Source organism: Streptomyces reniochalinae, assembly GCF_003323735.1.
GTDB classification, from domain to species: domain Bacteria; phylum Actinomycetota; class Actinomycetes; order Streptomycetales; family Streptomycetaceae; genus Streptomyces; species Streptomyces reniochalinae.
The window spans coordinates 619,456-633,156 of sequence record NZ_QOIM01000042.1 but is presented as its reverse complement, the minus strand read 5'-3'; the positions used below and the strand labels follow the sequence as shown (position 1 = coordinate 633,156).

The following is a 13,701-nucleotide window of genomic DNA, read 5'->3' as shown; positions in this document are numbered from 1 at the left end:
AAGGGACGGTCGCGTGCCCATGTCGGGTATGCGACCGCCCCTTCGCGCGTACTGCCGTGCGCCCTGGTCTCCCGCCTGGGGTCACTCCTCGGGCCCGGCGAGGCCGAAGTCGTCCTGGGTCAGCTCGTGGGCCATGCGCTGTTCGGCGATGTCGGCGTAGTGGTCGGACAGTTCGATGCCGACGAACTGCCGTCCCTCGCGCAGGGCTGCGACGCCGGTTGAGCCGGAGCCGGTGAAGGGGTCGAGGACCGTGCCGGCTTCGGGGCAGATCTTGACCAGTTCCTGCATCACCTCTACGGGCTTCTGCGTGATGTGCACGCGGTCCTTGCGAGGCTGGCTGGCCTGATAGAGGCCGGGGAGGTAGACGGGGTTGCGGTTCGCGTCGACGGGGCCCTTGGTGCCCCAGACGATGTACTCGCAGGACTGCTTGAGCCGTCCCTTCTGTGGGCGGGAGACCGGCTTGTGCCAGGAGGCGATGCCCCGCCACGTCCACCCCGCGGCCTGCAACGCGTCGGTGGTGGTCGGAAGTTGGCGCCAGTCGGTGAAGACCAGCGCGGTGCCGGACTCGACGGTGGCCCGGTAGGACTCGGTCAGCAGCAGCGAGAGCCAGTACCCGTAGGAGCGCTGGTCGCGGTTCTCGCCGGGGAAGTTGGCGAGCTGGTGTCCGGCGTCCACGGCGGTGTACTTCGCCTTCGCGGTCCTCCCGGTTCGCTCGCTGCTGGTGCGTCCGCCGGAGTTGTAGGGCGGGTCGGTGATCAGGGCGTCGACGCTGGCGTCCGGGATGTCGGACAGGACGCTCAGCGCGTCGCCTCGGTGCAGGGTGTAGGGCATAACGAGGTTCTCTCTCAGGATGTGGTGCGCGCACGCCCGACCCCGTAGGGGGGCGGGTGCGTGGCAGGGGAACGCCGGGCGAATTGCCCCTTCGGGTTTCGGGGGCGGGGGCCGGTGCGCGCTGAAGAGTAGTGCGGGATTCCGGCCGCACCAAGCCAGAATCGGGCCTGGATCGACGCCTGGATCGGCTCGTTTGGTGCGGCCGGAATTCGTCTCTACAGTCTCGGCAAGCTCATCGGGAAAGAGTCCGCTCCGCCCTCGTTGAGCTGTGCTGATGCGTGTTGCGCCGTCCAACGGGCGCTTCGCTTCAGCGTGCTGTCGAACGTCTCCTGACGGGAGAAAGGGCATCGTGGAATGTGGCGCGTGAGATTACCAGCGCGGCTTGCTGCCGCTCTCCGCTAAAGCGGCCCGGTGGCCGGGGTGAGCAGACCCCGGCCACCGGATCCGCCACCCCCAGCAAGGGGGTTTCGGATTCTTGACCGGCGCGGTGCCGGTGGCCTTTTCGACGAGAGCGCCCGCACCGCGCCGCCTACACACAAGGAGTTGCCGATGCGGCACCCCCTGAAATGTCCGGCTCCACGGCAGGACGGTCGGCTCGCTCCCCGTCCGGTGACCGGTCCGCGCTCGTGAACAAGACCCTGGTGGCCGTCGGTGCGGTGGTGACCGCGCCGATGCTGCTGATCGCTCCGCTGGCGATGGCGATGGCGATGGCCGGTGCGCACGGCGCCGAAGCGGCCTGTAAAAGACGACGCGGGCGGCGACGTTGATGCTGCGGCGGTCAGCAAGCAGGTGCGCTCGATCCTCGATGGCGGCAAGGCTGGTTCGGTCCACGTGGCCGGGCTCGATGCCCCCACCGAGCAGGTCCCGAACGCGAAGAAGATCCAGGCCACCGGCGTCGCGCTGAAGATCCCGCCCCGGGGTCAGGTGGTCGCGCTGGCCACAGCCCTTCAGGAGTCGGGCCTCCGGAATCTGAACTACGGCGACCGGGACTCGCTGGGTCTGTTCCAGCAGCGACCGAGCCAGGGCTGGGGAACCGCCCAGCAGGTCCGCGATCCTGTGCACGCGGCGACCTCCTTCTACACGCATCTGAAGAAGGTCTCGGGCTGGCAATCGATGACCGTCGCCCAGGCCGCTCAGGCGGTCCAGGCGAGTGGGTTCCCCGACGCGTACGCGAAGTGGGAGTCGCTGGCCACGGCGCTGCAGAAGGCCCTCGCCAAGTCCCTCAAGGGTGGCGGCGGTTCCGGCAAGGACACCGACAAGGGCAACGGCGACAAGGCTGATGCTCCTGCCGGGGGTGAGTGCGGCTACGAGGACGGCTCGTCGTTCGGTCCGATTCCGAAGGGGTCCGTACCCAAGGGCTACAAGATCCCGGCTTCGGCGCCCAAGCCGGTCCGTACGGCGATCCGGTGGGGCCTGGGGCAGCTCGGGACGCCATACCAGTGGGGCGGCTCGTGCGCAGACGCGCACGGCAAGGGCCCGATGGGCCGCTGCGACTGCTCCTCGCTGATGCAGGCGTCCTACAAGGCCGGCGGCATCAAGCTCTCCCGGACCACGTACACGCAGGTCAAGGAGGGCAAGGCGGTCAGCCCAGAGCGGCTGAAGCCAGGGGACCTGCTCTTCACCCGCGGCTCGGCCGCCCGGCCGGAGCACGTCGGGATGTACATCGGGCACGGCCTGATCCTGCAGGCCCCCCGCACCGGCGACGTCACCAAGATCACCCGGCTCGCCGACTGGCGTCCCTCCATCCTCGCCGCACGTCGCGTCGCCTGACACGCCCCTCCTCTCCCCTCTCTCGCACCACTTCCGGGCTCTCGCCTGCCCGAACTCGAACAGGAGTTCCCCCTTGAAACTCGCGCAGCGTATTCAGTACCTGGCCTACGACCCAGGCGTTCACCCGAAGGAGGGCGGCCTGCCGGGCCTTGAGGTCTTGAAGAAGGTGATCGGTTCGATCAATCTCTTCGGGATCATCGCCACGGTCGGAGCCCTGGCTCTCTCGGCGGTGATCTGGGCCTGGGGCCACCACAGCGGCGGCCACCAGGCCGAGCAGAACGGCAAGAAGGGAACGACCATCGCCGCAGGCGTCGCCCTGCTGTTGGGCGCCGCGAACGGGATCGTCGCCTTCTTCTCGGCGATGGGGACACAGGTCCACTGATGCCGACCCTGAAGAAGCGATTCCCCAAGCCGTCAGATCAGCCCGTCGAGGAGTCATCGGTACTGCGGCGGTCGCTGATGATCGGCGTCATCCTGGCGGTGCTGCTAGCTGTCGCCGGGATGGCCGCCTACCTCACCCGGCCGGAAGCCCCGGAACCACAGTCGGGTGGCCATCCACAGTCCGCCGCTTCACCGCACTCTCCGACGCCCCAGCCACGTGCGAGCGAGGCTGTCGCCGCACCGCCTCGTACCGACGATCCGGTGACGTTCGCGAAGGCCGCGACCAAGGCGCTGTGGACGTATGACACCCAGCGCTTCTCCCGCTCCGAGCATCTGGCCGGCCTCGAGCGGTGGATGACCGGCGAGAAGAAGTACGCCGACTGGAAGTCCGTGAGCGGTGAAGTGCCCGGCAAGGCGCTGTGGTCGCGGATGCACGACAACCACCAGCACGCCACCGCCAAGGTGAGCGAGGGCCGCTTCCCCGAGGCGTTCAAGACCGCCCTGTCCCAGGACCCCGGCGGCATCACCCAGGCGTATGTCTACGCCGTGACCGTGACCGGCAAGCAGTCCCTGGCCTGGAAGGGCTCGGGCGCCGGGGCCGAACCCCGCTCGACCACGCTCGCCGTCCAGTGCCGCCCTGATCACGACTGCGCCCTGTCCGGCGTGCTGCCGGAGGTCGCCCCGTGAGCCGCGCCGCAACATGCAAGGAGGTGCCTGATGGGGGCCTGTGACCTTCCCCTGATGAACACGGTCTGCGGCGCCGTCGGTGGCGTGGCCAGCGAGACCGGTGAGGCCATCACGGACGGCATCGGTGCCTGGATCGCCAAGTCCATGGGCGAGGTCGCCCAGTCCGCCGCCGACCTGGCCTCCAAGGCGGTGGACAAGACCACCGCCGTCGACCTGAACGCGACCTGGTTCCGCGACAACTACGAACTGATCCTCCCCATCGGACTCGTGCTCACGGTGGGCACGTTCTGTCTCCAGCTCACCCGCGCCGCCTGGCGCCGCGACGAACGCGCCATGGCACAGGCCGCGTTCGGGACGATGATCGGCGTCCTGTTCGCCTTCGCCGCCATCGCCTGCACCACCGTCGCCCTCACCGTCGTCGACGCCCTGTCCGCCGGGCTCTTCCAGGCGGCCAACTCTTCGGTCGATGACGCGATCCGCCGCGTCATCAAGGTCGACAACCTGGGGGCCACGTACGGCCTGGGCTGGGGCGTCTCGGCCATCGTCGCGCTCGGCTGCGCGATCGGCGCGTTCTTGTACTGGGCCGTGATGATCGCCCGAAAGGTCGGCATCCTCGTCCTCGTCACGCTCGCGGTCTTCGCAGGCGCGGGCGGCGGCTGGGAGGTCGCCAAGCGCTGGCGACGCGGGTGGATCGAGGCCACCGCCACCCTCATCGTCTCCAAGCTGTTGATGACGATCGTCTTCCTCCTCGGCGTCTCCGCGATGGGCAAGTCCGACTCCGACGGCGGCATGGCGGCACTCTCCGACGCCGTCTCCGGCATCGTGGTCATGGTCCTCGTCCTGCTGTGCCCGTACGCGACCTACAAGTTCGTGCACTGGGCGGCCGACGGCGGCGGCCACGATGACCTGCACCGCTCCGGCGTCGCCGGAGTCGGCACGGCCGCCGGGGCTGCGAAGACCGCGGGCCAGCTCGCGATGCAGGCCAAGATGGGCGGCATGGCGCCGCAAGGGCCCTCGAAGGTCCCCGGTCAGGGCAGCGGGGGCGTCGCCTCGGGGATCAACCCGAGCGGTTCGGGTAACGGCTCCGCTGGCAGCGGCGGGTCTCCGAAGCAGACCCACTTCCGCTTCGGTGGGAGCCCGAACGCTGGGGGCGACAAGGGCAAGGCCCTCATTCGCCGACCGCCCACCGGCGGTGACCAAGGCCAACCCCTCATCCAGCGCCCGGGACAGGAATCCGGGTCGGGTGCGGATTCGGCTCCGGTCTCCTCCGGCCCGACGCCCCAGGGCGCCACTGGCGGATCGTCGGGGAGCCGGCATCAAGCGAGCGGTCCGCCGCCATCGAGCGGCCCGCCTCCCCAGGGCGGTGCCACACCGCAGCGGTGGGTCTACCCCGGCCCACCCGGTGATTCCGGCACCTAGAGCCACCTCTGACGGGGGCGGGCTCAGGCCCGCCCGGCCGCCCGCCCCCGTCCTTCTTCCCTCTTCGCCTCTGCTTTCAAGGACGGCTCTGCCCATGCTCTCCGAAACCTCCCCCTCCGACGGCCCGGCCACCGTGAAGTTTCCCCATCGCACACGTCGTGGCGTCCTTATGGGCCTCTCTGTACCGCAGTCGCTCGGTGTCGCGGTCACCGGCCTGCTCTTGCTCACGGTCCTGCTCACCTCCGGCGTCCTCGGCGCGCTCAAGCTCCTCCCGCTGTGGGCCCTGCTCCTGGCGGGCGTCTTCGTACGACACCGGGGACGGTCGCTGGCCGACTGGGCCCCCATCGCCGCGCGCTACGCACTGCGCCGCGCGAAGGGCCAGTTGGTGTGGCTGGCCCGGCCCACCACCCGGCCCCGCCGGGAGGGACAGCTCCACCTGCCCGGTACGACCGCCTCGCTCCGCGTCGCCACGGCGCCCAACGGTCACTTCGGCGCGGTCCACGACCCACACGCCGGAACCCTCACCGCCGTGGTCCGCGTCTCCGCCCGCGCCTTCGCGCTGCTCGACCCGGCCACCCAGTCCGCCAACGTCACCGGCTGGGGCCGCACCCTGGCCGCGCTCGCCCGCACCGGACACGTCGCCCGTATCCAGGTCCTGGAGCGCACCGTCCCCGACAGCGGGGACGCCCTCAACCGGTACTGGCACGAACACGGGGACACCGAGACCCCGCTGGCCGGGGACATCTACCGCGACCTGCTGGACGCCGCCGGGCCCGCCGCCGCGCCACACGAGGCATACGTCGCCCTCGCCCTCGACATGAAGGCCGCCCGCCGCCTGATCAACCAGGGCGGTGGAGGACTCACGGGGGCCTTCTCCGTGCTGAACCAGCTCACCTCCACCTTCGACCAGTCCGCCCGCAACGCCGGCCTCGCCCCGGGCGGCTGGCTGTCCGCAGGCGAGGTCGCAGCGGTGATCCGGACCGCCTACGACCCCGCCTCCTCCGCCGCGCTCGACCAGTGGTCCGAAACTGGACGCCCGCAGGCCGACCCCGCTGCCGCCGGACCGGTGGTCCTGGTCGAGAAGGGCGACCGCATCCAGACCGACACCGCCCACCACGCCACCTTCTGGATCGAGAACTGGCCCCGCACCGAGACCAGCCCCGGGTTCCTCCACCAGCTCCTGTTCACCTCCGGGGTACGCCGCACCCTCTCGATCACCTACACCCCCAAGGGCCTGGACTCTGCCCTCAAGGACGTCCAGCGCAAGAAGGCATCGGTCATCGCGGACGCCGCCGAGCGGGCCCGCAAGGGGCAGGTCGACTCCGAGGAGGACGCCGTCGAGTACGCCGACGTCAAGGAACGCGAACGCCAGCTCATCGCGGGACACGCGGACGTGGCCCTTACCGGGCTGCTGACGGTCAGCGCCGAGTCCGGTGACGAACTCAACTCCGCCTGCGCCGCGATCGAGACTGCCGCCGTGGCGACCATGACCGACCTGCGCCGCCTGACCTGGCAGCAGGCCGAAGCCTTCACCCGCGCCACCCTGCCCCTCGCCCTCGCGGCGTAACCAACCCACGCCAGTCCCCTTTGCCGCGCTCGACCGAAGGCCCCTTCCCCATGCCGACCGATCCCCTGCCCGACCTGGCCTCGGACTTCGTGCCGTTCGCCACCGCCGCGCTCGACTTCCACCGGGCGATCAACCTCCCCGACGCACCCGTCGCCGCCTCCCGTACAGAACTGGACTCCCTGCACGCGCATCTGGTCGCCCTCTACGGGCTCCTCGACGCACACACCGCCCGCACCACCCCCGTGACCGGCGTCGAGGGCGACCACCTGCGGGCGTGCCGGATCCGGCTGTGGCAGGCCGCCGACCACCTCCACGCCGCCTTCCACTCAGCCCCGCACCCGGACACCGGCCGCCCTCCGGCACGGGAGGCGTGCCGGGCCCGGCTTCCCGAGGGTGCGCCCGAACTCACCGTGTGCCAGCGCCACCTGGCCACCTCGGCTCGGGTGCGCCGGGATCACACCCCGGCCGATCTGCGCGACCCCTTCACCGGCCTCACCCGCCACTGACCACCAGGAGCACCACCCGCATGCCCCCCTCGATACCCACCCGCGCCACCGCCAGCCCACTATTCGTCCCGGCCAAGAGCGACCGCCACACCTCGCGCACCGCGCGGGCCCACCTCGCCAGCGCCCGCGACCAGGCCCGGAACGCCAACCGCCCCGAAACCCGTGCCACACCCTCCGGCCTCGATCCCGACCTGCGGGCCACCTACCCCGCAGCCGGACGTCCCGGTCCCGCCTCCGCCCGCGGCGGCAGCCTCAAGCTCCCCGCCCATCGCATGACGACCGCGACGGCCTCCGGCGCCTACCCGTTCCTGGCCGAAGGCGGCCTGGGCGCCCAGGGCATCTACATCGGCCGCGATGTCCACGCGGAGGCCGCGTTCTGCTACGACCCGTTCTCGCTCTACGGGCGCCTCGATGGGTTCACCAACCCCAACATTTTGTTGGCCGGGGTCATCGGGATGGGCAAGTCCGCTGTGGCCAAGTCCCTCGCCGTACGGGCCGTCGCCTTCGGATACAAGATCTACGTCCCCTGCGATCCGAAGGGCGAGTGGACCGTCGTCGCAAGGGAGTTGGGCGGCCAGACCATCGCGCTGGGGCCTGGCCTGCCCGGACGTCTCAATCCGTTGGATGCCCCCGCGCGGCCGAGCGGGACCAGCGAGGAGGACTGGCGCGGTGAGGTCCGCAAGCGCCGCCTGCTCCTCCTCGGTTCGCTGGCGAAGACGGTGCTGCGGCGTGAGCTGCATCCCATGGAGCACACCGCGCTCGACGTCGCCCTCGACGAGGTCGTCGCACACGCCGAGGCTGGCGGGAGCACGCCGCTGCTGGGGCAGATCGCGCACGTCCTCGGCTCGCCGGACCAGCTCGACGCCGCACTCGGCGAGCCATCCGGCCGTCTCGGGACTGCCGCCGAGGATCTCGCCCACGCCCTGCGGCGCATGGTGCACGGGGACCTGGCGGGGATGTTCGATGCGGAGTCGACCGTCGCCTTCGACCCGGGCGCTCCGATGCTGTCCATCGACCTCTCCCGTCTGGGCGGCGCGGGGGACGACACCGCGCTCGTGCTGGCGATGACGTGCGCGTCCGCGTGGATGGAGTCCGCGCTCGCCGACCCCGACGCCGGTCGGCGGTGGGTGATCTACGACGAAGCCTGGCGTGTCATGCGGCACGTCGCGCTGCTGGAGCGCATGCAGTCCCAGTGGAAGCTCTCGCGGGGGCTCGGCATCGCGAACCTGATGGTCATCCACAGGTTGAGCGATCTGCTGACCGCAGGCGACGCGGGCTCCCGGGGCCGCGCTCTGGCCGAGGGCCTGCTCACCGACTGCTCCACACGGATCATCTACCGCCAGGAAGCCGACCAACTGGCCGCCGCCTCATCCCTGCTGGGGATGACCGGTGTCGAGGCCCAGGCCGTCTCCGCCCTCACCAAGGGACGCGGCCTGTGGAAAGTCGCGGGCCGAAGCTTCATCACCCAGCACCTGCTCCACCCGCGCGAGCGCGAACTGTTCGATACCGACGCCCGCATGCACGGCTGACCAGCCAGAACGCCAAGGCGGGCGGTGCCGGGTACCGGGTTCGGCACCGCCCGCCCCCGACCTTGCGAAGGAGCACACGATGCCTCTCGATCCGACCACCCGCGAGTCTCTCCTCGCCGCACTCCCCGAGGCCGCCGGACGCGGGCGCAAGGCGCTGGAGGACTGGGACGCCGTCTCCGACAGCCTGTGCGGCGACGACTTCGAACCCCTCGATGAGCGGTACGACACCCGCCAGCACCAGCGGGACGCCGAAGCATGGGCCGCCTTCGAGCCCTTCCTCGACCATGGGCCCGAACTGCTCGCCCAGGCCGAGGAGGACTTCCGCGCCCTCCACCAGGACTACGGGAACCCCGGCTTCGAGACCATCCGGCGCCGCAGGTCCCAGCTCACCGCCCTGCACGAAGCGGTCGAAGGGGGCCGCCAGGAGCGCGCTGCCTGGGAGTACGCGGAAGAGATGGTCCTGCCCGACCACCCCAAGAGCGCCGAGTTCCGGCACAGGTCACAGATCCTGCGCAACGCCGAGGGCTGGCACTACGCCATCACCTTCGCCGACAACGCCGACGTCCTGGTCGAGATCGACCAGGCAACCCGCGCGCGTACAGGCGCCGGTCGCGGCTGGACGACTCAGGCCGAGGCCGCCCGCGCCCGCTCCACCACCACAGCCGCACCCACCGCTTCACCGACCACGCCCGGACCTTCGACCGCCGCGCCGTCCGGGCCCGAGAGGACGCACCGGAGGCGCTAGCGAAAATCTCCGGCACCACCAAACCCCGATCCCGGGCGGATCCTCGCCACCCGCACATCCCCGATTCTGCGAGGTGCAGCTCTCGTGGCGGAAGCAGCTCCGCACATCACCATCGGCCACCACCCCGATGCCGGCGTCGTGGCCGCCCCCTCCCACGAACACCACGTCACCGACCACCTGCTCCGCCGGGTCGGCTTGGACCCCCTCCCCGACAGCCACCTCTACGCCCTGACCGAGCCCGGCCGCGACCCGGTACGCCGCACCCAACTCGCGGTGCAATCGCTGCGGGCCGCGCGCCAGAACGTCCATGCCGATGCCGCCTACGACCTTCTCCCCGGCGAGCGACCGCAGGAGCCGTCCCTCGCGGCGGCCTCCGCCCAGCAGCGAAGGGCCCAGGCGGCAACCGCCGTCTCGCCCACCCGCACGGGCACCGCCCCCGCGCGGTCCGGCCCGCTGATCGAGAGCACGTACCGCCCAGCCCGGCCGTGTACCGGCAGCCCGCGCACCACCGCTAGGAGAAACGTTCCTGTGTCCCTGGAACTTGAACCCGATGTCGCCTTCGGTTCTATCCCCGAATTCGGTGTCGCCGCTGCTGTCGCCGATGACCGCCCCTTCCTCGACGAGGTCCTGCGCAAGCACCACTTCGCGTACAACGCCCGGCTGGATGTGTACCTGCTGCCGTCCGGTATCCCTCACAACTCAGCCGTCGAGGCGGTGGTCGCCGCCACGCACGAGTTCCAGGACGCGGGCCTGTCGGTCGCCGCCGATCCCCGCGCTGTCGTACCGCCGCCCGCCTTGGCACTGGACGACGCGGAAGTGCAGAAGCCCGTTCCTGGTCAGTCCCTGCCTGCCCTGACCGCCGAGCTGCACGAGCTGCGCCACCCCTCTGACGTGTCTGACCGGCTGCTGCAGGCTCTGGACGAACAGACCGGCGCGATCGGTGACCTGGAGCAGTTCATCGACACGGCTGCCGCCTGGTGCGACCGGCTCGACTCGGCCGACGGCCGGGAGCTGGCCCTGCATCTGCGCAGCATCGCGCACCACGTCTCTTTCCTGGGTGACCAACTCCACCGTGCTGCGCTGGAGATGGACGACATGCCGGACACCACCCCGGAAGACGCTACGCCCCTTGCCGAGGTCCCGCTCCTTGAACGCCATACGTGGCTGCCGGTGACGCACACCGCACGGTCCCGCGCAGCTATGGCCTCCTCACCTCACCGACCACCCGCCTCCCCGAAGCCACCAACCACAGAGGCGGTCCGCCCACCGGCCGCACCACCCCACCCGCGACACACCCGCTGATCCCGCAACCCCGCGACCCCGAACGGAGCTTGACCCATGGCCGTGAAGAAGATCTGGTCCATCGACCACGCCTGCGGACACACCACCGAGGCCGACCTCTCCGCCCGCGCGGCCGACCGGCGTGCCGGCTATGCGCGCTGGCTCGCTTCCCGTGACTGCTCCGAGTGCTGGCGTGCCTCCCGCGAGGAGGACTCCGAGTCGAAGGCCGAGTGGCTGGCGAAGAAGCGTGCCGAGGAGGCGGCCAAGGCCGAGGAGTGGGCCGAGCAGTACCGGATGCCGCCGCTGGATGGCAGCGAGCGCGCGGTCGGCTGGGCGACGCGCTGCCGCCACCAGCTCGTGGCGTCCGCGTACACCGGCCTCGTTCTCGAAGGCGGGATGGACGAGGCCGAGTGGGAGGCCATCGAGGAGGCCGTACGGCCGCTGACCCGGGCCGGGTGGTGGATCGACAACAGGGACGCCGACCCGTCGGATCTGCCCGAGCTGCTGGAGGCCGCCGGTGAGGCCGACCGTCCCAGCGAGAACCCCCACTTCTGAGCAGGGAGGTCCCGTGCCACTCGACCCCCATGTGACGCGTACGCCCACCGATCCGGAGGGCAAGCGCACCTACGGGCACCAGATCCTCCATCTCACCGACCGGCTCACCGGTGCCGAGACCTACGACCAGGCCGCCGAGGCGACCGAGCACGTGCTGGACGAAGCCGACGGCGTGCTCGCACGGCTCGGCCAGTTCTTCGAGGCCGCCGTCGAAGAGTCCAGGGCGTGCGGGACCGACGAGGGCTTCGAGCTGGCCTGCCGGTTCGAGGACGCCGCCGCCACGCTCACCGATCTCAGCGACGAGCTGCACGGCGCCAGCGACGAGATGCGGGCGCTCGGCCCGCTCCCGGAGCCGCGCTGGCAGGCCCAGGTCGCCCGCTACTACGCCACGGCCCCGCAACGTCCCGGTCCCGCAAGCCCGACCTCCGCCGTACCGGGGCCGCCCGCCGCGCCGGTACGCCCCGAGCACGCCCCACAGCCCCGCCACCACCGCTAGGAGCCCCTCTCCCATGACCACTTCCAGAGCCTTCCCCTCCCTCCGCGCCCTCCTCGCCGCTTCCGCACGTTCCTGGATCTCGTCTTGTCTGCTGCGCGTACCAGGACGCCCTCGACCACCACCGGTACGGACGTCCTGCTCTATCTCCTGCTCGGCATCGCCGCCCTCGGTATCGGCGGCGGCAGCCTGGCCTGGCTGTTCGGCAACCTCACCAACACCGCCTTCGGCTCCGGCCCGTGGGTTCCGCTCGAACCACTCCAGGCCCTCTTCCACCCCGAGACCCTGTGGCCCCATCTCGACCGGCCCGCCCTGCTCACCGGCTGCTACGCCGTCCCCGCCGTGCTCCTGCTCACGGCCGCCGTGCTCGGCGCGAAGCTGTGGCTGCGCTTCCGCACCAACAAGCAGGGCCTCGCCGACCACCGCGATCTGGGTGACCTGCTGCCGAAGAAGGCCGCCGTCAAGGCCACCGGCCTGCGCCCCAGCCTCACCGGCAGCAAACCGGCGGATATCGCTCCCGATGACCGCGGGGTGCTGCTCGGCTCGTTGAAGCCCGGCTCGGCGGAGGTTCGTTCCTCCTGGGAGGACGTCCTCCTGGCCATCATGGCGCCCCGCTCCGGCAAGACCTCCGGCCTCGCGATCCCCGCGATCCTCCGCGCACCCGGCGCGGTCCTGCTGACCTCCAACAAAGCGGCCAACGACGCCTACACCGCGACGCTCGACGAGCGCGCCAAGGTGGGCACCGTATGGACGCTGGACCCTCAGCAGATCGCGCACGCCGAGCAGACGATGTGGTGGGACATCCTCTCCGATGCCCACGACCTGACCGGGGCCCGCCGTCTGGCGCAGCATTTCGTCACCGCCTCCATTGACGAGTCCACCGCGGGGGACTTCTGGTCGACGGCCGCCGCCAACACCCTCACCGCGCTCTTCCTCGCGGCGGCGCGGGGCGGGCGGCCGGTGACCGAGGTGACCGCCTGGCTCGCCTCCCCTGCCGACCGCACCCCGATCGACCTGCTCACCGACGCGGGACTGGACGCCGTCGCCGCCCAGCTCCAGGGCACCGTCGCCGGAGCCGTCGAGACGCGGGACGGCATCTTCGAGAACGCGCGACAGTACGCGGCATGTTTGCTCGACCCACGCATCGCCGCCTGGGTCACCCCGCCCCACCGCACGTCGCAGCTACGGGAGTTCAAGCCGGAGGCGTTCTCCTCCAGCCGCGACACGCTCTATCTGCTCTCCAAGGACGGCGGCGGATCGGCCTCGGCGATCATCGCCGCCGCCGCTGACGCGGTGATGCGGGCGGCCGTCATCCAAGCCGAATGCGACGGCGGACGCCTCGACCCGCCGCTGTTGAGCGTCTTGGATGAGGCGGCGAACGTGTGCAAGATCCAGGACCTGCCCGACCTCTACTCCCACCTGGGGAGCCGTGGAGTCATCCCGATCACGATCCTGCAGTCCTACCGGCAAGGTCAGCGGGTGTGGGGCGAGACCGGGATGGACGCTCTGTGGAGCGCGGCGACGATCAAGCTCATCGGATCCGGGATCGATGACGCGGACTTCGCCGACAAGCTCTCCCGCCTGGCCGGGGACCACGACGTGCAGACCCTCTCGGTCTCCAACAGCGAGTCCGGGAAGTCCTCCTCCGTGAGCATGCGGCAAGAGCGCGTGCTCCCGCCGGACAAGATCCGGGCTCTGCCCAAGGGCAGTGCGCTGTTGCTGGCGACCGGGGTCCGACCGGCGCTGCTGGATCTCAAGCCCTGGTACCGCGAGCGGGACGCCGACCGCCTCGGCGCCGCCTCGAAGGAGGCCACCGCCGCCATCACCGAGCGTGCTCTGGCCAAGGACCGGCCCGGCCGCGATCAGTACGGACCGGCGGCGTGACCGCCGCTCCCCTCAGCAGCACCCCGACGAGACGAACGGGCTCCGCCACAACG

General features: G+C 70.9%; 12 protein-coding genes and 1 pseudogene. 12 read left to right on the top strand and 1 reads right to left on the bottom strand.

Going from position 1 to position 13,701, the window contains the following annotated elements; translation table 11 throughout:
• Positions 1 to 81 precede the first annotated feature (81 nt).
• The gene (locus DQ392_RS28285) at positions 82 to 831 is read right to left on the bottom strand and encodes a DNA-methyltransferase (RefSeq protein WP_114018494.1); all 750 of its coding nucleotides are present in this window, start codon (positions 829 to 831) and stop codon (positions 82 to 84) included.
• A gap of 626 nt (positions 832 to 1,457) precedes the next feature.
• Between DQ392_RS28285 and DQ392_RS28275 the strand changes: the two are divergent.
• The 12 genes and pseudogenes from DQ392_RS28275 (at position 1,458) to DQ392_RS28220 (ending at position 13,648) form a co-directional block, all read left to right on the top strand.
• Positions 1,458 to 2,601 (top strand): annotated as a pseudogene (locus DQ392_RS28275) (C40 family peptidase).
• 73 nt (positions 2,602 to 2,674) lie between these two features.
• Positions 2,675 to 2,983: a DUF6112 family protein gene (locus DQ392_RS28270; RefSeq protein ID WP_114018491.1), complete on the top strand. Its 309-nt coding sequence runs from the start codon at positions 2,675 to 2,677 to the stop codon at positions 2,981 to 2,983.
• Positions 2,983 to 3,669 (top strand): hypothetical protein, encoded by a 687-nt coding sequence (locus DQ392_RS28265; RefSeq protein ID WP_114018490.1) that lies wholly within the window; start codon positions 2,983 to 2,985, stop codon positions 3,667 to 3,669. The genes DQ392_RS28270 and DQ392_RS28265 overlap by 1 nt, the downstream gene beginning before the upstream one ends.
• Before the next feature lie 30 nt (positions 3,670 to 3,699).
• Positions 3,700 to 5,088 carry an SCO6881 family protein gene (locus DQ392_RS28260; RefSeq protein WP_181856603.1) on the top strand — a complete coding sequence of 463 codons (1,389 nt, stop codon included), beginning with the start codon at positions 3,700 to 3,702 and terminating at the stop codon, positions 5,086 to 5,088.
• A gap of 94 nt (positions 5,089 to 5,182) precedes the next feature.
• Positions 5,183 to 6,655 carry an SCO6880 family protein gene (locus tag DQ392_RS28255; RefSeq protein ID WP_114018489.1) on the top strand — a complete coding sequence of 491 codons (1,473 nt, stop codon included), beginning with the start codon at positions 5,183 to 5,185 and terminating at the stop codon, positions 6,653 to 6,655.
• Positions 6,656 to 6,705: 50 nt separating this feature from the next.
• Positions 6,706 to 7,161 (top strand): DUF6238 family protein, encoded by a 456-nt coding sequence (locus tag DQ392_RS28250; RefSeq protein ID WP_114018488.1) that lies wholly within the window; start codon positions 6,706 to 6,708, stop codon positions 7,159 to 7,161.
• 20 nt (positions 7,162 to 7,181) lie between these two features.
• A complete protein-coding gene (locus tag DQ392_RS28245; protein WP_114018487.1) occupies positions 7,182 to 8,690 on the top strand; it encodes an ATP-binding protein in 1,509 nt (502 codons plus the stop codon).
• Between the two features lie 79 nt (positions 8,691 to 8,769).
• Positions 8,770 to 9,435, top strand: a complete 666-nt coding sequence (locus DQ392_RS28240; protein WP_114018486.1) for a hypothetical protein — start codon at positions 8,770 to 8,772, stop codon at positions 9,433 to 9,435.
• 84 nt (positions 9,436 to 9,519) lie between these two features.
• Positions 9,520 to 10,737 (top strand): hypothetical protein, encoded by a 1,218-nt coding sequence (locus DQ392_RS28235; protein WP_114018485.1) that lies wholly within the window; start codon positions 9,520 to 9,522, stop codon positions 10,735 to 10,737.
• 36 nt (positions 10,738 to 10,773) lie between these two features.
• Positions 10,774 to 11,271 (top strand): hypothetical protein, encoded by a 498-nt coding sequence (locus DQ392_RS28230; protein ID WP_114018484.1) that lies wholly within the window; start codon positions 10,774 to 10,776, stop codon positions 11,269 to 11,271.
• Positions 11,272 to 11,284: 13 nt separating this feature from the next.
• Positions 11,285 to 11,767, top strand: coding sequence for a hypothetical protein (locus tag DQ392_RS28225; RefSeq protein WP_147266586.1), 483 nt, complete (start codon positions 11,285 to 11,287; stop codon positions 11,765 to 11,767).
• 84 nt (positions 11,768 to 11,851) lie between these two features.
• Complete coding sequence (locus DQ392_RS28220) at positions 11,852 to 13,648, top strand: type IV secretory system conjugative DNA transfer family protein (RefSeq protein WP_114018482.1); 1,797 nt, start codon at positions 11,852 to 11,854, stop codon at positions 13,646 to 13,648.
• Positions 13,649 to 13,701 lie beyond the last annotated feature (53 nt).